The 20395-nt window shown below is 71.1% G+C and carries 15 protein-coding genes; 5 read left to right on the top strand and 10 right to left on the bottom strand.

The features are described from left to right. Nucleotides 1–41: 41 nt before the first annotated feature. Together glmS and coaA are read right to left on the bottom strand one after the other, a co-directional pair. Nucleotides 42–1895: a glutamine--fructose-6-phosphate transaminase (isomerizing) gene (gene glmS / locus BJ991_RS16590; protein WP_179491810.1), complete on the bottom strand. Its 1854-nt coding sequence runs from the start codon at nt 1893–1895 to the stop codon at nt 42–44. 88 nt (nt 1896–1983) lie between these two features. Then, complete coding sequence (gene coaA, locus BJ991_RS16595) at nt 1984–2937, bottom strand: type I pantothenate kinase (RefSeq protein WP_179491812.1); 954 nt, start codon at nt 2935–2937, stop codon at nt 1984–1986. Nucleotides 2938–2977: 40 nt separating this feature from the next. On the opposite strand from coaA, the gene BJ991_RS16600 reads away from it, so the two are divergent. The 3 genes from BJ991_RS16600 (at nt 2978) to BJ991_RS16610 (ending at nt 7552) form a co-directional block, all read left to right on the top strand. Continuing rightward, complete coding sequence (locus BJ991_RS16600) at nt 2978–3922, top strand: Ppx/GppA phosphatase family protein (protein ID WP_179491814.1); 945 nt, start codon at nt 2978–2980, stop codon at nt 3920–3922. A 185-nt stretch (nt 3923–4107) separates the two neighbouring features. Then, the gene (locus BJ991_RS16605) at nt 4108–6684 is read left to right on the top strand and encodes an ATP-binding protein (RefSeq protein WP_179491816.1); all 2577 of its coding nucleotides are present in this window, start codon (nt 4108–4110) and stop codon (nt 6682–6684) included. Beyond that, on the top strand, nt 6677–7552 hold the full coding sequence (locus BJ991_RS16610; RefSeq protein ID WP_179491818.1) for a hypothetical protein: 876 nt from the start codon (nt 6677–6679) through the stop codon (nt 7550–7552). The genes BJ991_RS16605 and BJ991_RS16610 overlap by 8 nt, the downstream gene beginning before the upstream one ends. Here the strand turns inward: BJ991_RS16610 and glmM are convergent. The 3 genes from glmM to rplM are packed head-to-tail and all read right to left on the bottom strand — an operon-like array spanning nt 7549 to nt 9874. Further along, nucleotides 7549–8907 carry a phosphoglucosamine mutase gene (gene glmM / locus BJ991_RS16615; RefSeq protein WP_179491820.1) on the bottom strand — a complete coding sequence of 453 codons (1359 nt, stop codon included), beginning with the start codon at nt 8905–8907 and terminating at the stop codon, nt 7549–7551. The genes BJ991_RS16610 and glmM overlap by 4 nt on opposite strands. A gap of 19 nt (nt 8908–8926) precedes the next feature. After that, nucleotides 8927–9400, bottom strand: a complete 474-nt coding sequence (gene rpsI / locus BJ991_RS16620; RefSeq protein ID WP_179491822.1) for a 30S ribosomal protein S9 — start codon at nt 9398–9400, stop codon at nt 8927–8929. A 27-nt stretch (nt 9401–9427) separates the two neighbouring features. Continuing rightward, complete coding sequence (gene rplM / locus BJ991_RS16625; RefSeq protein ID WP_179491824.1) at nt 9428–9874, bottom strand: 50S ribosomal protein L13; 447 nt, start codon at nt 9872–9874, stop codon at nt 9428–9430. Nucleotides 9875–10113: 239 nt separating this feature from the next. On the opposite strand from rplM, the gene BJ991_RS16630 reads away from it, so the two are divergent. Continuing rightward, entirely contained in the window at nt 10114–10989 is an 876-nt protein-coding gene (locus BJ991_RS16630; protein WP_179491826.1) for a hypothetical protein, read from the top strand. Nucleotides 10990–12088: 1099 nt separating this feature from the next. Here BJ991_RS16630 and BJ991_RS16635 read toward each other — a convergent pair. The 5 genes from BJ991_RS16635 to BJ991_RS16655 are packed head-to-tail and all read right to left on the bottom strand — an operon-like array spanning nt 12089 to nt 18211. After that, nucleotides 12089–12928 carry a universal stress protein gene (locus tag BJ991_RS16635; RefSeq protein ID WP_179491828.1) on the bottom strand — a complete coding sequence of 280 codons (840 nt, stop codon included), beginning with the start codon at nt 12926–12928 and terminating at the stop codon, nt 12089–12091. A gap of 46 nt (nt 12929–12974) precedes the next feature. Further along, nucleotides 12975–13667, bottom strand: a complete 693-nt coding sequence (locus tag BJ991_RS16640; protein WP_179491830.1) for an endonuclease/exonuclease/phosphatase family protein — start codon at nt 13665–13667, stop codon at nt 12975–12977. A gap of 54 nt (nt 13668–13721) precedes the next feature. Then, complete coding sequence (truA, locus tag BJ991_RS16645) at nt 13722–14567, bottom strand: tRNA pseudouridine(38-40) synthase TruA (protein WP_179491832.1); 846 nt, start codon at nt 14565–14567, stop codon at nt 13722–13724. Between the two features lie 28 nt (nt 14568–14595). Then, nucleotides 14596–16029: a mechanosensitive ion channel domain-containing protein gene (locus tag BJ991_RS16650; protein WP_179491834.1), complete on the bottom strand. Its 1434-nt coding sequence runs from the start codon at nt 16027–16029 to the stop codon at nt 14596–14598. Between the two features lie 7 nt (nt 16030–16036). Beyond that, the gene (locus BJ991_RS16655; protein WP_179491836.1) at nt 16037–18211 is read right to left on the bottom strand and encodes an adenylate/guanylate cyclase domain-containing protein; all 2175 of its coding nucleotides are present in this window, start codon (nt 18209–18211) and stop codon (nt 16037–16039) included. A 213-nt stretch (nt 18212–18424) separates the two neighbouring features. Here BJ991_RS16655 and BJ991_RS16660 point away from each other — a divergent pair, with 213 nt between their 5' ends. After that, complete coding sequence (locus BJ991_RS16660; RefSeq protein WP_179491838.1) at nt 18425–20389, top strand: acyltransferase family protein; 1965 nt, start codon at nt 18425–18427, stop codon at nt 20387–20389. Nucleotides 20390–20395 lie beyond the last annotated feature (6 nt).

Consider the following 20395-nt stretch of genomic DNA (forward strand, 5'->3'; position numbering starts at 1 on the left):
CGGCATCCGCAACCCTACCGAAGCGAGCGGGACGCGGGCCGCTACTCGACAGTGACCGACTTCGCGAGGTTTCGCGGCTGGTCGACGTCGAGGCCCTTCGCCGTCGCGAGGCCCATCGCGAAGATGTGCAGCGGCACGACCGCGAGGATCGGCCCGAACAGCGGGTCCGCGAGCGGGATGCGCAGCACCTCGTCGGAGATGGGGAGCACCGCCGCGTCGCCCTCTTCCGCGATCGCGATGACCCGGGCGCCGCGCGCGTGGATCTCGCGGATGTTCGAGACGACCTTCGAGTGCAGCACCGGCGCCTCGCGCGGCGACGGCACGATCACGAACACGGGCTGACCGGGCTCGATGAGCGCGATCGGGCCGTGCTTGAGCTCGCCCGCCGCGAAGCCCTCGGCGTGGATGTACGAGATCTCCTTGAGCTTGAGCGCGCCCTCGAGCGCGATCGGGTACCCGGCGTGGCGGCCCAGGAACAGGACCGAGCGCGTGTCGGCCATCCAGTGCGCGAACTGCTCGATGCGCTCCTGCTCGTGGTCGAGGATGTGCTGGATCTTCTCGGGCACCGCCTCGAGCTCGAGCAGCTGGTGCGCGACCTCGGTCGGCGACAGCTCGCCGCGGACCGCGCCGATGTGCAGCGCGAGCAGGTACAGCGCGGTGATCTGCGCGACGAACGCCTTCGTCGAGGCTACGGCGACCTCGGGGCCGGCGTGCGTGTAGACGATCGCGTCGGACTCGCGCGGGATCGTCGCACCCTGCGTGTTGCAGATCGAGAGCGTCTTGGCGCCGCGCTCGCGGGCGAACTTGACGGCCATGAGCGTGTCCATCGTCTCGCCGGACTGGCTGATCGAGACGACGAGCGTGTCGGGGCCGATCACCGGGTCGCGGTAGTGGAACTCATGCGCGAGCTCGACGTCGACCGGCACACGCGCCCACTGCTCGAGCGCGTACTTTCCGACCATGCCCGCATACGCGGCGGTGCCGGCGGCGATCACGATGATGCGCTGCACGCCGCGGAACAGGTCGTCGAGGCCGTCGAGCTCGGGGATGGCGACGGCGCCGTCGCGGATGCGGCCGCGCAGCGTGTTCGCGACCGCCTCGGGCTCCTCCGACACCTCCTTCGCCATGAACGAGGACCAGCCGCCCTTCTCGGCGGCCGACGCGTCCCACGTGACCTCGAACGGCTCGACCTCGACGGCGTTGCCCTGGAAGTCGGTGACCTCGACGCCCGACGGCGTGATCGCGACGATCTCGTCCTGGCCGATGGCGAGCGCGTGGCGCGTGTGCTCGACGAACGCGGCGACATCGGATGCGAGGAAGTTCTCGCCCTCGCCGATGCCGATCACGAGCGGCGAGTTGCGGCGCGCGCCGACGACGAGGCCGGGGTGGTCCTTGTGGACGGCGAGCAGCGTGAACGCGCCTTCGAGGCGGTTCACCGTCGCGCGGAAGGCCTCGACGAGATCGCCGCCGTTCGAGCGGTACTCGTGGCCGAGGAGCACGGCGGCCACCTCGGTGTCGGTCTCGCTGCGGAAGTCGTAGCCCTCGGCGAGCAGCTCGTCCTTGAGCGCCGAGTAGTTCTCGACGATGCCGTTGTGGATGACGGCGAGCTTGTCGTCGTCGGCGAGGTGGGGGTGGGCGTTCGCGTCGGTCGGCCCGCCGTGGGTCGCCCAGCGCGTGTGGCCGATGCCGGTCGTCCCGTCGGCGATCGGCGAGCTGCTGAGCTCATCGCGCAGGGCGCTCAGCTTGCCGGCGCGCTTGCGCATGCCGAGGCTGCCGTCCCCGTCGATGATCGCGATGCCCGCGGAGTCATAGCCGCGGTACTCGAGTCGGGCGAGACCGGAGATCAGGATGTCCTGGCTCGGGCGAGGGCCGACGTATCCGACGATTCCACACATGGCGACCATCGTAAGCGGGCGGGTTTGCGAGGGACCTGTACGAATCCTCGCGCTTCGTGTCGCTGCGCTCGCTCAGGGACGCGTGCGCTCAGAGCTTGCGCAGCAGCACGCGCTCGACCGTGTGGTCCGCCGCCTTCTGCAGCACGAGCGTCGCGCGGTGGCGCGTCGGCAGCACGTTCTCCTCGAGGTTGGGGAGGTTGATCGAGTTCCAGTACCCGAGCGCTGTCTCGACCGCCTCCTCGTCGGTGAGGTGCGAGAAGACGTTGAAGAACGAGTTCGGGTTCGAGAACGCGCCGGTCTTCAGCGCCATGAAGCGGTCGACGTACCACTGCGCGATGTGCTCGGCCTCGGCGTCGACGTAGATCGAGAAGTCGAACAGGTCGCTCACCGCGACGTCGTTCGGCGTGGGCGGCGGCTGCAGCACGTTGAGGCCCTCGACGATGACCACGTCGGGCCGGCGCACCGTGACGTATGCGTCGGGGACGATGTCGTACTTCATGTGCGAGTAGAAGGGTGCGCGGGCCTCGGGCGCCCCGCTCTTGACGTCGGTGAGGAACCGCACGAGCGCGCGGCGGTCGTACGACTCGGGGAAGCCCTTGCGGTCCATGAGCCCGCGCCGCTCGAGCTCGACGTTCGGGTACAGGAAGCCGTCGGTCGTGACGAGCTCGACCCGGGGCGTTCCCTTCCACCGGCTCATGAGCTCGCGCAGCAGGCGCGCGATCGTCGACTTGCCGACCGCGACCGACCCGGCCACGCCGACCACGAACGGGGTCGTCGTGTCGTCTTCGCGCAGGAACCCCGACGTCTCGACCCCGAGTCGCTTCGTGTTCTCGGCGTACAGCGACAGCAGTCGGGACAGCGGCAGGTACACCTCGCGCACCTCGGTGAGATCAAGCCGGTCGCCGAGGCCCCGCAGCTGCACGACCTCGGTCTCACTCAGCGGCTGCGCCATGTCGGCCGCGAGGCGCGCCCACTCCGCGCGGCCGATCTCGCGGTACCGCGAGTGCGCTGTCGTCGTGTCGATCGCTTCGTCGGTGGACATCGCGCCCATCGTAGTCACCCGCTCCCGCTAACCTGAACGCGTGCGCCTCGGGGTCCTCGACATCGGCTCGAACACCGTCCACCTGCTGGTCGCGGACGTCCGGCCGGGAGGCCGCCCGCTTGCGACGACCAGCGAGCGATCCGTGCTGCGGCTCATGCGCTTTCTGCAGCCCGACGGCTCGATCTCGGACGAGGGCGTCCAGGCACTCGTCGCGGCCACGACCGAGGCGCGGAAGGTCGCGGCATCCGAGAACGTCGACGAGCTCCTCGCGACCGCGACGTCCGCTGTGCGCGAGGCGACCAACGGCGCCGAGGTCATCGCGCGCATCGAGGAGGCACTCGGCCAGCCCCTGCAGGTGCTCGGCGGCGAGACCGAGGCGCGCTTCACCTTCCTCGCCGTGCGGCGCTGGTTCGGGTGGGCCGCGGGCCAGATCCTGCTGTTCGACATCGGCGGCGGATCGCTCGAGCTCGCAGCGGGTGCCGATGAGCTGCCGGATGCCGCGGCATCCGTCCCCCTCGGCGCGGGGCGCATGACGGTCCAGTTCCTCCCCGACGACCCGCCGGGCGAAGAGGCCGTCGAGCGGCTCCGCGCGCACGCGACGGCGACGCTCGCACCGGTCGCCGAGACGTTCCGCGAACTCCCCCGCCCGCAGCACGTCGTCGGGTCCTCGAAGGCGATCCGCTCGCTCGCGAAGCTCGTCGGATACTCCGTGAGCGGCTGGTCGGGGATCGACCGGTGGCGGCTGCCGCGCGAGGCCCTCGGGTCGTGGATCCCGCGCCTCGCGCGCATCCCGGCGGCGGCGCGGCAGGAGCTTCCGGGCATCACGCCCGATCGCACGTTCCAGATCGTCGCGGCGGCCGTCGTGCTGCACACAGCGATGTCGGCCCTCGACGTGAGCGAGCTCGACGTCTCGCCGTGGGCGCTGCGCGAGGGCGTGCTGCTGCGCTACATCGAGTCGATGTCGTGGAGCCCGGCCGGCTCCTGACGCGGGCACGCGGCATCCGTCACTCCTCCCATCCCACCCCAAGCGAGCCGTTCGGGGCGGATTTCCGACTCCGGGGCGTACCGGATGCGCCCCGAACACAGAAATCCGCCCCAAACCCGGCCAAGACCGGACCGCGCGGGGACTGACCCTGGACGCGACGGCCCGCCTGCCGCAATGATTCCCTCATGGCGGAACGGCCGACGGCGATCCGCACGCCCGACCAGCGCATCCGCGTGTTCGTGAGCTCCACGCTGAGGGAGCTCGAACCCGAGCGCCGCGCCGTGCGTGCGGCCGTGGAGCAGCTGCGCCTCGCGCCCGTCATGTTCGAACTCGGGGCGCGGCCGCATCCGCCGCGCGAGCTGTACCGCTCGTACCTCGCGCAGAGCGACATCTTCATCGGCATCTATGGCGAGAAGTACGGTTGGGTCGCGCCGGGTGAAGTCGTGTCGGGGCTCGAGGACGAGTACCTGCTGTCGGGGCCGCTCCCCCGCCTCCTGTACGTCAAGACGCCGGCGCCCGAGCGCGAGGAGCGGCTCGCTCAGCTGCTCGACCGCATCCGCGACGACGACCGCACGTCGTACAAGTCCTTCACGACCCCCGATGAGCTCGCGGCGCTCGTGCAGGCGGACCTCGCGACGCTGCTCGCCGAGCGCTTCGAGGAGTCGCAGCGCGGCGCCGAGGGGCCATCGGCGGACCGTGTGCCGGACGTGCCCGCCCCCTACACCGCGATCGTGGGGCGCGAACGGGAGCGGCGCGAGCTCGCCGACCTTCTCGCGCGCGACGACGTGCGCATCGTCACGATCGTGGGACCGGGCGGAATCGGCAAGTCGCGACTCGCGATCGAGGTCGCCATCGACGCGATGAAGGCCGGACGCGACGTCTCGTTCGCGATGCTCGAGTCGATCAACACCCCCGACCGCGTCATCCTCGCGATCGCGAGGGCCCTGGGCGTGACAGGGGCCGCGGGCGAAGGGCCCCTCGAAGACAAGGTCGTGCGTGCGATCGGCGAGCGTGACGTGCTGCTCGTCGTCGACAACATGGAACACGTGATCGATGCGGCGACCCTGCTCGTGCGGATCGTCACCGAGTGCCCGCGCGCTCAGCTGTTCGTCACGAGCCGCTCGCCGCTGCGCGTGCGCGCCGAGCGGGTGTACGAGCTGGGCGCGCTCGGGCTGCCCGAGGAGGGTGCCGAGACGGATGCCGCGGCCCACGCGCCGGCCGTGGAGCTGTTCGTCGCGCGCGCGGCCGCCGTGCGGACCGGGTTCGAGCTCACACACGAGAACGAGGCCGCGGTGGTCGCGATCTGCCGCGCCCTCGACGGCGTGCCCCTCGCGATCGAGCTCGCCGCCGCGCGCGTGCGGTCGCTGTCGCCGACCGACATCCTCGCACGCCTCGAGGACGCGTTCGCGCTGCTCGTAAGCGGCGCGCGGGACCTGCCGCAGCGCCAGCGCGCCCTCCGCGACACGATCGAATGGAGCGTCGAGCTGCTGTCGCCCGAAGCGCGCGAGGCGCTCGCGACGCTCTCGGTCTTCGCGGGCAGGTTCGCTCTCGCGAGCGTCGAGTCCGTGCTCGCTGCGATCGGCATCGACGATCCCCTCGCGCAACTGGAGGCGCTCGTCGACGCGAGTCTCGTCAGCCGCACCGACAGCCAGGATCCGCCGACGTTCCGCCTGCTGTCGCTCGTGCGGGCGTACGCCTCGACGATCTTCGATCCCGCCGGACGGGAACGCGCGACACTCGCGTGGATCGCCCACTACCGCGCGGCAGCGCGCGAGGCATCCGCCGCCCTTCGCGGCCGCGACCAGCTCGAGTGGCTCGCCCACCTCGACCGCGAGGCTGAGAACTACGCCGCCGTCGCGCGCACGCTCATCGACCGGCGCGAGCTCGACCGCGCGGCCGAGTACATGTGGTCGCTGTACCTGTACCTGTGGATCGGCGGCTACCTCGGCCTCGTCGAGGACTGGGCGACCGAGATGCTCGAGCTGATCGACACCGCGGATGCCCCGGCATCCGTCCGCACGCGAGCGATCGCGCTCTACTACCGCAACGCGGTGCTGTTCTGGCAGGACCCGTCGTTCGACACCGGCCCGGGCATGCGCGAATGCCGGGCGCTGTTCCGTGAGGCGGGCGACCGGTTCGGCGCCGCGCTCGCCGGCATCTCGCTCGGCCTCGCGCTGCTCGCCCGCCGTGGAAGCCCCGACTTCGAGGCGGCCGCCGAGGCGCTGCGCGCGAGTCACGCCGAGTTCGGCGCGGCGGAGGACACGTGGGGCGAGGCGATGGCCGACGTCATGCTCGCGCGCATCGACATGCTGACGGGGAACCCGGCGGGGGCGCTCGCCCACACCGAGGAGAGCCTGACGCTCGCGGAGCGCCAGGGAGAGCGTCTCGGAATCGTCATCGCCCTCAACCACCGCGGGTGGACGAAGCTGCTCGCGGGCGACGTCGAGGCGGCTCGCGACGACTTCTCGCGGAGCCTCGATCTATCTCTCGCGCTCGGCCACGACGAGAGCATCACGTACGGGCTCGAGGCGTTCGCCGGCGTCCGGGCGGTCGAGGGCGATGCGCTCGGAGCCGGGCGGCTCGTCGGAGCGGCGCAGACGCTCCGCCGCCGCAAGGGATTCCTCAACCCCGGGGCGTTCGAGTTCTACATGATCCCGTTCACCGCGCTGCGCGAGGCGGGGCGCGGCGACGAGATCGATCGCGGGATCGCGGAGGGCGTCATTCTGAGTGTGGCGGACGCGCTGGAGCTGATCCGTGATTGACGCGATCGCCCGGGACCGCGTCCTCGTCTCGACGCGCATCGTCGCAGTCGCGATCGTGCCGTTCCTCGTCGTCGCCGCGGTGCTGCTCTTCGCCTTCCCGACGCGCACCGGAGAGCTCTTCGCGTGGGCCATCGATCCGCCGCTGTCGGCCTACATGCTCGGCTCGGCATATGTCGGGGGCGTGTGGTTCTTCGTGCGGGTGGCCATGGCCCGCCAGTGGCATCGCGTGAAGCACGGGTTCCCCGCCGTCGTTGTGTTCGCGGGTGCGCTGCTCGTGGCGACGCTGCTGCACCTCGACCGGTTCTCGGCGAACCTGTCCTTCGTCGTGTGGCTCATCCTCTACGCGACGACTCCGTTCGTCGTGGCCGCGCTCGCGTGGGCGCAGCGGCGCGAGGACCCCGGTGCCCGCGACGGCGGTTCGACGGATGCCGGCGACTGGCGCATCCCGGCGCCGGCGCGATGGGTGCTCATCGTCGTGGGGCTGGCGGCCCTCGGCACCGGCGCGGCGCTCTTCGTCGCGCCGGACTTCGCGGTCGGGGTGTGGGCGTGGGAGCTCACGCCCCTAACTGCGCAGGTGACGGGCGCCGTGCTGAGCCTCACCGGCGTCGTCAATCTCGGGATGGTGCGCGACGACCGGTGGAGTTCGTTCCGCATCCTGTTCCAGGCGCAGCTGATCAGCCTCGTGGCGATCGCGGCGTCCGTCATCGCCGCGTGGGGCGACCTGCGCTGGGATCGCCCGGCGACCCCGTTCTTCCTGGCGCTCGTCGCCGCGGCGCTCGTCGGCTACGCGGCCTTCACCGTGTGGTGCGAGCTCGCTACTCGCCAGGAAGGGACCGCGACGGTCCGAGACCTGCCGACGACAGGCTAGAGGGCCAGCCGCTCCCGCACGATCGCCGCGAGACGATCCGCGTGACGACGGGCGTCGTCCTGCGACGCGGCCTCGACCATGACGCGCACGACCGGCTCGGTGCCCGACGGGCGCAGCAGCACGCGACCCGACAGGCCGAGCTGCGCCGTGGCCCGGGCGACGGCGTCCTGCACGCCCTCGTCGGTGGCGACGCGTGAGCGATCGACGCCCTTGACGTTGAGCAGCACCTGCGGATAGACCGTCATCACCGAGGCGAGCTCGGCGAGCGTCTTGCCGCGATACGCCATCTCGGCGAGCAGGTGCAGGCCCGTGAGCAGCCCGTCGCCTGTCGTCGCGAAGTCGCTCATGATCACGTGGCCGGACTGCTCGCCGCCGAGCGAGAAGCCGCCCTCGTTCATGCGCTCGAGGACGTACCGGTCGCCGACCGCCGTCTGCTCGACGCGGATGCCGTGCTCGGTCATCGCGCGGTGAAGGCCCAGATTGCTCATGACGGTCGCGACGAGCGTGTCGTCCTTGAGCGTGCCGCGCTCCTTCATCGCGATCGCGAGGATCGCCATGATGCGGTCGCCGTCGACGACGACGCCGTCCGCGTCGACTGCGAGGCAGCGGTCGGCGTCGCCGTCGTGCGCGATGCCGACGTCGGCGCCGTGCTCGACGACCGCGGCCGCGAGCGAGTCGAGATGGGTCGAGCCGACGCCGTCGTTGATGTTCATGCCGTCCGGCTCGGCCCCGATGACGGTCACGCGCGCGCCCGCATCGCGGAACGCGTCGGGAGACACACCGGCGGCCGCGCCGTGCGCGCAGTCGAGCACGACGTGGATGCCGTCGAGCCGATGCGGCAACGACCCGAGCAGGTGCAGCAGGTAGCGGTCTTCAGCGTCGGAGTAACGGCGGATGCGGCCGACCTCGCCGCCCGTCGGCTGCAGCTTCGGGCCGGCCATCGCGGACTCGATGCGCTGCTCGACGACGTCGGGCAGCTTGACGCCGCCGCGCGCGAAGATCTTGATGCCGTTGTCGGGCGCCGGGTTGTGCGACGCCGAGATCATGACGCCGAAGTCGGCGTCACGGTCGGCGACGAGGAACGCCGCCGCGGGCGTCGGGAGGACACCCGCGTCGAGCACGTCGACGCCGGACGACGCGAGCCCCGCCTCCACAGCGGCAGACAGGAACTCGCCGGACACACGCGGATCGCGTGCGACGACGGCGGTGATCCGCCGGCCCGCTGCGCGGCGGGCTTCGGCGGTACGGCCCTGGCCCAGGACGACGGCGGTCGCCTGGGCCAGGGAGAGCGCGAGATCGGCGGTGAGGGGGCCGTTGGCGAGTCCCCTCACCCCATCCGTTCCGAAGAGCGGCATCCGGTGACGATCCGGGCGATCAGCGCTTCGAGTACTGCGGCGCCTTGCGGGCCTTCTTGAGACCGGCCTTCTTGCGCTCGATGACGCGCGCGTCGCGTGAGAGGAAGCCCGCCTTCTTGAGCGTCGGGCGGTTGTTCTCGGCGTCGATCTGGTTGAGCGCACGGGCGATGCCGAGGCGCAGCGCGCCGGCCTGGCCCGAGTCGCCGCCGCCGGAGATGCGCGCGATGACGTCGTAGGCGCCGCCCAGGTTCAGCACCGTGAACGGGTCGGTGATCAGCTGCTGGTGCAGCTTGTTCGGGAAGTAGTCCTCGAGAGTACGGCCGTTCACCGTGATGACGCCCGTGCCGGGGATCACGCGCACACGCGCGATGGCGCGCTTGCGGCGGCCGACGGCCGCACCCGAGACCGAGAGCACGGGGCGCTCGGCGGCGATGGCCTCCTGGTCGGCCGGAGTCTCGGTCGAGTAGTTGGTGGTTTCTTCGATGTTCGCCACGAGTGTGTCCTTAAGTCTGTGCGGCGCTTACTGGGCGACCTGGTCGAGGGTGTACGTCTTCGGCTGCTGCGCGGCGTGCGGGTGCTCGCCGCCGGCGTAGACCTTGAGCTTCGACAGCTGCTGGCGACCCAGGCTGTTCTTGGGGAGCATGCCGCGGACGGCCTTCTCCACAGCGCGGACGGGGTTCTTCTCGAGGAGCTCCTCGTACGAGACGGCCTTCAGACCGCCCGGGTAGCCCGAGTGCCGGTATGCCATCTTCTTCTGGAGCTTCTGGCCGGTCAGGGCGACCTTGCCGGCGTTGACGATGATGACGAAGTCGCCGGTGTCGACGTGGTTCGCGAAGGTCGGCTTGTGCTTGCCGCGGAGGAGGGCGGCGGCGTGGGAGGCGAGGCGGCCGAGGACGACGTCAGTCGCGTCGATGACCAGCCACTCGCGCTGGGTCTCACCTGCCTTGGGGGTGTACGTGCGCGTCACAGGAGTGCTGCTTTCTTGATCGAACGGAGGAGTTCGTGAATCCCACTCCGGGGTGGTTCAGGCCTCGACGAGGTTGAACACGCCAGTGGAGGGCTCACGTTCGCGGTGCCGGGTCAGCTGAGCCGGACACCAAACGACAAGTCTACGGCATCCGGATGCCACACCCAAACCGCCCGACATGGCCGTCCCTGACCGCACGCCGACCCGAGGCTGTCGACGCCCGTCGATAGGGTGTGCGCATGTCGCCGCCTCCCGTCTCGACGTCGCTCGAGCGCACCTACCGATACCTCCGCATCGGCGTCGCCGGCGCGGTCGTCGTCATCTTCACGGCGATCGGAGTGACCGCGGCATCCGTCGGCTGGCTCACGTCGGTGAGCGACTATTACTACACGACCGCGCGCGACGCCTTCGTCGGCGCGCTCGTCGCGGTGGCGCTCGCGCTCGTCGCGCTGTCGGGGCGCGGGGCGGAGCGTTTCCTCCTCGACGCGGCAGCCGTGTTCGCGCCGCTCATCGCGGTCGTCCCGACGACGTTGGTGCCCGGGTCGATCCCAGGCGTCGAGGTCGCGTGCGACGAGCGCTGCTTCCCTCGCGAGTTCGAGGCGGATGTCGCCACCGGCGTCACGACGTACCTCATCGTCGGCACGCTCACCGTCCTCGTCGCGCTGCTGCTCGTCGCCCTGCGGCAGACGGCGCTCGCGAGCATCGCGGCGTCGCTCGTCTTCACTGCTGCGGTGCTCGTCGCGGTGGCGCTCACGTGGACCCTCGCGCGCGACCACTTCCTGGAGCAGGGTCACTTCGCCGCGACCGTCGCGTTCTTCGCGCTGTTCGCGGCGGTCGCGTTGCGCAACGCGTTCCCTCGACGCGAGGCGCCGCCGCGCCCGGTCTTCCGCGTGCTCTACACCGGGATCGCCGTCGGGCTGGCGCTTCTGCTCGTGCTCTACGTGGCGCTGCTGCCGCGGGCCGACGCGACCGGCGTGCCGGTCGTGCTGATCACCGAGGCCGCCGCCCTGGGTCTGTTCTTCGCGTTCTGGGTCGCGCAAGGGATCGAGAAGTGGCGGGACCCGGACCCGCGGCTGGCCGCGGCGGCGCAGACGGAGCACGCGCGCACACCGTGAGGACGCGGGCCCGGCGCCGACGGCGGGGCGTCCACACCGGCATCTCCGCGAGCGCGAGCGAGCTCCGCCGCGCGACGCATGAGGCGGCGACCCGGCCGGCGTCGCCGCTGCGGTCAGGACGCAGCTCGACGAACGCCCGGCGCGGCTCCACGCGCTCCTGCTGCGGCGCGGCGTCCGCGACTTCGGAGTCGACCGACGAGCCGGTCACGTGCCGGAGGAGGCATCCGTCCAGGCTCCGAGAAAGGGAGTAGATCGACACGAGCACGAGCGTGAACATGATCGCCTCGAGGGCGGCGAGGTTGATGATCCCGACGACCATGGCGACGACTCCGCCGGCGAGGATGGCGGCCGAGGCATCTGCGATCCGCCGGATCCTGACGGCCACGCCCTTCAGGAGCCAGCGCGATGACCCGAGCACCACCGCGAACGAGATGAGCATGCCGTTCGCGCCGCGCTCGTGCAGGAACTCGCTCACCGACAGCGGGATCATGCCCGCCGCCGACATGCTGATGCCGAGCCCCGCGACCGCGGCCGGCAGGATGGTCGTCGCGTTCGGCCGGCTGACCACGCCGAGCTCCACGGCGAGCCGCAGCTGGGTGCGCAGCGGCTGCGCGCCCAGAGCGATCACTCCGCCGACGGCGGTGAGCGTCGCATTGAAGGTGTACCCGGAGACGTCGTCGAACATGCCGAGCCGGCTGAAGTGCAGATGCCACCACAGCGGGTCGGCCGTCGTCGACGCCGAGAGCCCGATGCCGAGCAGAAGGATCGCCGCGGCGATCACGATCGGCGGAACGGGCACACCCGTGTAGTCGCCGATCCCGCGCGCACGACCAACGGGAAAACGTACAGCGCTGAGGATCGTCGGAAGCAGATTCATCGAGCTGCAGGCGTGCTGAAGTCGTTCGCCCCCTCCCCCCGGCGATGGCGCCGGCGAACTCGACGAACGGACGCCGGATGGTCACCCCCCCCCCAAAACCAGCGGAGCCGTCATTGATTGGGCACCATGCTACGAGAAAAACGCTGATCGGCACCTATGCGCAGCCATCAGACGGATGCCGCGAGCCGCATGACCCTGCCCGGAAGGCTCTCTCGAGGTGCCTCAGCGGACCACGGCGGTGACCGTCGCGAGGCGCGCCAGCACTTCCTGGCTGATCGATCCGAGGAGGAATCGCGCGAGCGCGCCACGGCCGTGCGTGCCGATGACGGCCAGTCTCGCGCTGGCCGCGAGCTCGTTGATGATGAGCGACGGATACCCCCGCTCGACGCGCGTCACGATCTCGAGATCCGGGTAGTCCTGGCGGGTTCCCGCGAGCGACAGCGCGAGGGACTCCTCCGCGAGCAGGCGCATGTTCTCCAGGTACTCCTCGGGGTACCACCCGAGGTTGCGCGGCGCTTCGAGCGGCGTCCACACGGTGACCGCGAGGAGGGGCTCACGCAGCCGGTCCGCCTCGGCGGCCGCGAATCGCACGGCAGCCTCGGAGATCTCGGAGCCGTCGACGCCCACCAGGACGCCCGACCGGCCCTCGAAGTCGAGATCGGGCACGACGACCACGGGGCACTTCGCCGCGGCGGCGATGCGAAGCCCGTGCGCGCCGCGGGCGGGGCCGCTGCCGGGTCCTTTGTAGTCGCTGCCGATCACGAGCAGGTCGGCGTCCGCGGATGCCTCGATGAGCCACGCGACCGGGTTTCCGCGGCCCACGCGAGTGGTCACCTGCACGCCGCGCTCCGCGACCCGGGCTGCCTCCTCGGACAGGAGCGAGCGGGTCTGATCGACGGCGTCGTTCAGCACGGACTCCTCGCCGACCGCGCCGATCGCGCCGCCGACGACCCCCACGAGCTCGACCGTCTGGCCGCGCTCGGCGGCACGCGCGACCGCCCAGTCGACGGCTCGGCGGGCGGCCGGTGCGGCGGTCACTCCAACGATGATGGTGCTGCTCATGAGGCATCCCTTCGCCGGGTTGTGACTCCAGCCTATCGAGGGAAGGTCACGCCGCGCCGCGCGCCGCGTCGGCCGACAGCTCCGCCGTCACGAGGATCGGCAGGTGGTCGCTCAGGCCCTGCGGGAGGGTGCGCACGCGCTCGATCGTGAAGCCGACCGAAGTGGCGAAATCGTAGTGCCCGCGGAAGAAGCGGTACCGCGTGTAGGTGCGCGAATCGCTGAGCGAGAGCTCGTAGCCCTGCTCGCGCACCTTCTGGCCGAGGTTCTCCTTGAACACGGGGTAGTTGTAGTCGCCCACCATGAGGGCGGGCAGTCCCTCGCCGAGCTGCTCGAGCGCCGCGAGAGCCGTGCGGATCTGGTGGCGCCGCAGGGAGTTGAGCGCCGTGAGGGGCGCGGCGTGGAACGACGCGACGATGAACTCGCGACCCTCGTCGATGTCGTGGAGCCTCACCCCCAGCATCCGCTCCTCGGCCGGCTTGAGCACGCGGTCGTGCAGCGACTTCTTGAGCGCGAGCGAGCGCACTTCGATGGCTCGGAACGTGTTCTCGCGGTAGTAGACGGCCAGGCCCAGCCGGTTGCGCTGCGTCGCCTGGGCCAGGCGCAGACCGGCGATCAGCTCAGGCATGTCGCCGGTGTCGACCTCCTGCAGGCACAGGACATCGGCGCCGTGCCGATCCACGAGCTCCTCGAGTTCACGGGCGGCACGGTGCTTGCGCAGGTTGTAGGAGATGACCCTCATGCCGCTTCAAGCCTATGCCGCCGGGCTGGACTGCTCCTGATCGTCCGCCGCCGGCTACTCCTGATCGCGCCGCGCACGCGTCCGCTCGGCGCGCGCGGCGAGTTGGTCGTCGGCCGGGTATCCCACCTCGGTGAGCGTGAGCCCCCGCGCGGCGAGGACGGTGAAGTCGCTCGTGCGCTCGCCCTCGTCGCGGATCGACTCTAGGTCGTCGATGTCGAGGCGGCCCTGGCCGACTGCGACGCATCCGCCGACCAGCGCGCGCACCATGCTGTGGCAGAACGCGTCGGCCTTCACGTTCGCGACGAGCACGCCGTCGTGGTCGCGATGCCAGTCGAACTCGAGCAGCGTGCGGATCGTCGTCGCCTCCTCGCGCGGCTTGCAGTATGCGGCGAAGTCGTGGAGGCCGACAAGCGAGCGGGCGGCGGCGTCCATCGCGTCGACGTCGAGCTCGGCGCGAACCGTCGTCGTGCGGTGCCGCTCGAGGGGGTCGTAGCCGGTCTTCTGGTCGGCGATGCGGTACGAGTAGCGGCGCCACACCGCCGAGAACCGGGCGTCGAACCCTTCGGGCGGGACGGATGCGCGGTGCACCGTCACATCCGAGTACGCGCCGAGCACACCGCGCAGGCGCCCCGCGAGGACCGCGACGGGGTCGCCGCCGGCGCGGCGGACCGATCGCGCGGTGAGCCGTTGCGCCTGCTCGTCGTCGAGGTCGAGGTGCGCCACCTGTCCGCTCGCGTGGACGCCGGCATCCGTCCTCCCCGCCACCACGAGCCTCGGCTCCCCGCCCAGCACGCGCGCGATCGCGTCTTCAAGCGTGCCCTGCACTGTCCGCAGGCCGGGCTGGCGCGCCCACCCGCGGAAGTGCGTGCCGTCGTAGGCGAGATCGAGCCGGATGCGCACCGCCCCAGCCTAGGCGGTGCGGATGCCGTCACCCCAGCACGCGACGCGCGAGCGGCAGCCTCTCGCCGACGGCGGTGAGCGCCGTGCGCGCATGGTGCACGCGGTTCTCGCTCTCGCGGACGAACTCGCGCGCCACGACCGGATGCGTGCGCACGATGTCGTCGAGCACCTGCACCGGGAGCACGACGACGTCGACCTCGCTCGAGGCGACCGCGCGCGAGATCGTCTGCGTTCGCGAGAGAGCGGTGATGCCGATGGGGTCGCCGGGCGCGAGCTGCGCGACCTGCACGAAGCCGTGCTCCTCGGTCGGGATGCCGAGCGTCACGGTGCCCTCGAGGATGAACCGCGTCTCGTTCGGGATCATGCCCGGCCGCAGGATCGACTCGCCCGAGCAGTACCGCTCGAGCCGTGCGCGCCCGGCCAGGGCATCCGTCTCGCCCGGCTTGAGGCTCAGCGCCGGCGCGATCTTGCGCAGCGCGTCCTGCAGGCGCCCGGGCGTGTGCCACACATCGGTGATGTCGCCGTCGAGGTGCAGCCCGGCGCGGCGCGCGGCGTACCAGACGCGCGTGTTGAAGGCGTTCAGGACCGCGAACCGATCCCCCGGGCTGCGCAGCGGGATCGCCACCTCGAAGCGCGCGCCCGGCAGGGCCGCGGCGTACGGCTCGGCGTCCTCCGACACGAGCGGGATGTCGCGGGCGACCTGCACGAGCAGCTCGCGCACGCGGCCGGGCGGATCGTCCGTCGAGAAGAGCAGCTCCGTTCCGGCCTCGTACGGCGACGGGCTGCGCGAGAGGTTCACGAACGACGAGCCGGCGAGCTCGGCGGTCGGGATCACGAGGATCCCGTTCGCGGTGTCCAGATGCACCGCCCGCCAGTTGACCTCGATGATCTGGCCGCGCTCGTCGCCCACCTCGATCCAGTCGCCGAGCTCGAACGGCGACTCGAAGATGAGGAACAGGCCCGACACGACCGAGCCGACCGCGTGCTGCAGCGCGAGGCCGACCACGATCGACGTGACGCCGAGCGCGGCGAACACGCCCGCGACATCCGCGTCCCACACCCACCAGAACACGGCGGCGATGCCGAGCACGATGAACACGAACCGGATGAGGTCGCTGAAGATCTTCGGGAAGCGATCGCGCCACGACCCCTTCTCGGCGCGGTGGAACACGAGGTGGTTGATCGCATTGATCGTCACGACGATCACGAGCAGGCCGAAGATCGTCCAGATGACGCGCGGCCACGTGCCCTCGCCCTGCCACGCGCCGGGCTGGCTGATGAGCACGAGCACTCCCGCGACCGGCACGAGGTAGTTCCGCACCATGAGCACGATGGGGGCGGCGCGGCTGTTCCGGCGCGCGAGCGCGTTGTGGAACTCCGTCAGCAGGATGAGCGCGAGCGGCAGCCCCACCGAGACGATGACGGCGGGCCAGAACCACGGCTGCGAGACGATGTCGGCCACGGATGCCTCACCTCACCGCCGCCGCCGAGGCGGTATCGATGCGCCACACCCGCTGTGTGCCGCTCTGCGTCTCGATCTCGCCCGCCGGCTCGAGCGCGATCGCGTCGGGCAGCCGGTCGGCGACGCGCTGCGTGACGTAGATGCCCGGCTCGGACGAGTCGCCCTGCACGCGGAACGCGAGGTTCACCGCGTCGCCCCACATGTCGTACGCGACCCGCGCACGCCCGATGAGGCCGCTGGTGACCTTGCCGGAGTCGAGGCCGGCGCGCAGCCGCAGGTCGACGCCCTGCTGCGCCGAGTAGCGCTCGAGGATCGCGTCGAGCTCGAGCGCGAACTCGACCGCGCGGCGCGCGTTGTCGACGCGCGGGTTCACGAGGCCGCAGCTCGCGAGGTAGCTCTGGCGCGTCGTGCGCACGCGCTCGATGCCGTGCCGCTCGGCCGCGTCGTCGAACGAGCGGATGAGGTCGTTCAGACGCGCGACCGCGTCCTCGGACGTCATCGACAGCGAGAGCTCTTCGAACCCCACGATGTCGGCGAACACGACCGTCACGTCGTCGCTGTCCTGCGTGATGGCCTCGTCGCCGAGCTTGTAGCGGCTGGCCATGCCCTCGGGCATGAACGACAGAATGAGCTCCTCGTTCGCCCGCTCCTGCTCCTCGATGAGGTGGGACTTGACCTGCAGGCTGCGGCTCATGTTGTTGAACGCATCGGCGACGTCGGCGAGCTCGTCGCTCGAGCCGGCGTCGACCTGCACTCCCTCGTCGCCTGCGGCGATGCGCTGCGCCGCGACCTTGAGACGGCGCAGGGGCCGCACGAACACCTGGGCGAGTACGAGCGAGAGCAGGCAGACGAAGATGATCATCCCTGCCGTCGACAGGATGAGGTTTCGCGTGAAGTCCTCCACCGGAACCATCGCCTCCCGCGACGACTGCTGCGCCACGATCGCCCAGTTGAGGCCGTCGACGCCGAGCGGCGCGTACGCGGTGAGGCTCTCGCGACCGAGATAGTCGCGTTCGAGCAGCGTTCCGCGATCCCCCGCGAACGCACGCGTGACGGCGTCGCTCGAGATCTGCTGCTGCAAGAGCGTGTTGCCGTTGCGCACGCTCAGGGCGGCCGCGGCGGGCGAGAGCCCTGCCTCGACGGCGAGCGACTCGTACCGGTCGGGATCGTCCTGCAGCTGGCGCGAGATCGATCGCATGAGCCCGTCGCGGCCGACCAAGTACGTCTCGCCCGTGGCCCCGAGGCCGTTGACCGCGAACTCCCCGTCGACCGTCATGACGCTGTTGACGCGTTCGATCGGCAGCTCGATCGCGAGGGCGCCGATGACCTCGCCGTCGTCGGCGATCGGGGTCACCGCCCACCCGGCCGGGTTGCCGAGGCTCGGGCTGTACGACGCGAAGTCCGCGATCACGACATCGCCGACGATGTTGCGGGTCATCGCCTCGCGGTACGCGTCGGCGAGGTTCGAGAGCCGGTACGGCCCCGTGAGCAGGTTCGTGCCGAGGTCGACGCCCTTGAAGGCGGTGTAGATGACGTTTCCCTCCGTGTCGACCATGAGGACGTCCTCGAAGTCCTGCAGGTTCGTCATCTCGCGGTAATAGTCGTGATACCGCGAGTGCGCCGCCGACCACGCGCTGCCGTCGCCCGCGTCGTCCGCCCGGACGGCGTCCTCCCAGCTGTCGTACGGGATGACGTAGTGGTACTGCAGATAGCGCTGCGCCTCGCTGCGCGGCGAGAACGCCGACCCGTCGACGTCCTCGCCGGTCGCCTCGGCGAGGGCCGACGCGAACGTGTCGCGATAGTAGGAGTCGAGCTCAGCGGATGCCTCTGAGTCGAGCCGCTGCTGCTGGAGCTCGGCGAACGCCGCCGTGAACGCCCGCGTGGCCTGGCGGCTCGTCTCGTTGAGCGCCCCCAGGCGCACGGTGTTCTCGATCGAGTGGAAGAGCTGCGCCACCTCGCGGCTGCGGTTCTCGCGGATCTCGACGAGCTTCTCGTACGCGATCGCCCGCAGCGCCTCGGTGCCGTTGACGTAGCCGATGATGCCGACGACGATGCTCGACAGAACGCTCACCGACAGGAGCATGATCAGCAGCACCGAGTAGATCGACAGGCCGGCGCGCCGCCGCATCCGCGGCGTGCCCACCCATCCGGCACCCGCAGCGCTCTGACCCGGCTCGGCCATAGTCCGCACTTCCTCACCGCGCGCCCGATCGGGTCACCGCGAGAAAACCCCCAGTACCCCGGCAATTTCCGAGGTGCGCCCATGTTACGACGCGCGCTCCCCTCCGAGGTAGAGGCGCCCCATCGCGGCGTGATACCGGCTGCCGCGCGCATGCGCGGAAGCCGGGCCCCGGCACACTCGCCGTCTACACTGGAGTGACCCCGGGTCAGATTCATGAACACGAGTGCGCACACCCTTTCACGAGCCCGGTACGCCGGGCTGGATGGCTTGCGCGCCGTCGCCGTGGGCCTCGTCCTCGCGTACCACCTGTTCCCCGGCTGGTGGCTGCACGGCGGCTTCATCGGCGTCGACGTCTTCTTCGTCATCAGCGGCTTCCTCATCACGAGCCTCCTGCTGCGCGAGCGCGCGTCGGCGGGGCGCATCCGGCTCGTCGAGTTCTGGCGACGGCGCGCACGACGCCTCCTGCCCGCTCTCGCGCTCGTGCTGCTCGTGTGCTCGTCGGTCGCCTGGCTCATCGGCGGCGACGTGCTCGTCCGGCTCGGCGCGCAGCTCGTCGGCGCGGCGACCTTCAGCTACAACTGGATCTCGATCGCCGGCGGTGCGGGCTACTTCTCGGCGGCGAACCCCGAGCTCTTCCGCAACGTGTGGTCGCTCGCGATCGAGGAGCAGTTCTACGTGCTGTGGCCGCTCGTCCTGCCGCTCGCACTGCTCATCCCGTGGGCGTGGGCGCGCGCGGCCGCGGCTGTGCTGCTCGCCGCCGCCTCGGCCGGGTGGATGGCCGTCGTCGTCGCCACCGGCGGCGACCTCACGCGCGCGTACTTCGGGCTCGACACGCACGCGTTCGGCATCCTGCTCGGCATCGCCCTCGCGTTTGCGCTCGAGCGCCTCCTCGCCTCACCGCCCACGTGGTCGCGCCGCCGCGGCTGGCGCGTGACCGGAGCCGCCGTGGGTATCGCCGCGGTGGCGGGTCTCCTCGTCGTCGCGGCCGTTCCGGCGAGCGACTCCACCTCGACGTTCCCGGGCGCTCTCGCCGCCGCGAGCGTGCTCTCGGCGATCGCGATCACCGCGGCCGTGTGGCCGGGCTCGGCGTTCGGCCCGCGGCTCGACACGCAGCCCCTGCGGTGGCTCGGCGACCGATCGTACGGCCTGTACCTGTGGCACTGGCCGATCCTCGTCCTCTTGCTCGCGGCGACCTCGGGCGGCGCCACCGGGGCGGGCGTGCCATTCTGGATCGGCGCGTTCGCGCTCGTTCTGACCCTCGCTGCGGCCGAGCTCTCGTACCGGTGGGTCGAGAGTCCGATCCGGCGGCTCGGGTTCCGTGGGTCCTTCGCTGCGCTGGGCCGCCACCTCACGGCGTCGCCCGCCGCACGCTGGCGTGCCATCGGGTCTGTCGCCGCGGCTGTCATCGTCACGTTCGGGGCGTCGGCCGCCGTTGCAGCGGCGCCTGAGGTCTCGTCGGGTCAGGCCGCCGTCGAGGCTGGGATCGACGCGCTGCACCGCGAGAAAGCGCGCACGCCGTCGCCCGCGCCCTCCTCCACCGCGATCCCCGAGGCCGCGGCGGATGACGCCGAGCCTGCCCGTCCGCAGCCCGGCACGATGCCGTCGCCGTCGCCCACCCTCGTCACGGGTGCCGAGATCACGGCGATCGGCGACTCTGTCATGCTCGCGTCCGCGCCCGGGCTGCTCGAGCGCTTCCCGGGCATCGAGGTGGACGCGACGGTGTCCCGCTCGATGTGGGCGGCTCCGGGCATCGTGCAGCAGCTCGCGGATGCCGGACGCCTCCGCTCCTACGTCGTCGTAGCCCTCGGCACGAACGGCCCCATCGACGCGTCGTCGCTGGAGGAGGTCGCGCGCATCGCCGGGCCGAGCCGCACGCTCGTGCTCGTGAACGCGTATGCGCCGCGCGACTGGATCCCCGGAGTCAACACCGAGCTCGCCGCGTTCGTCGCGTCGCACCCGGGCACCGTGCTCGCGGACTGGTCGGGCGCGATCGCCCCGCGCACCGACCTGCTCGCCGGAGACCACATCCACCCGGGCTCCGCCGGCGGGCGCGTGTTCGCCGATGCGGTCGCGGCGGCCGTCGACCGGGCCGAGCACCTGCGGGCGCTCAAACAGCACGAGATCGAGCGGCGCGCGTACCTGAGGCTCCACCACTCGGCGGGTCGCGTGTACGAGTAACCTTCG

This window comes from Microbacterium immunditiarum, assembly GCF_013409785.1.
Classification (GTDB): domain Bacteria; phylum Actinomycetota; class Actinomycetes; order Actinomycetales; family Microbacteriaceae; genus Microbacterium; species Microbacterium immunditiarum.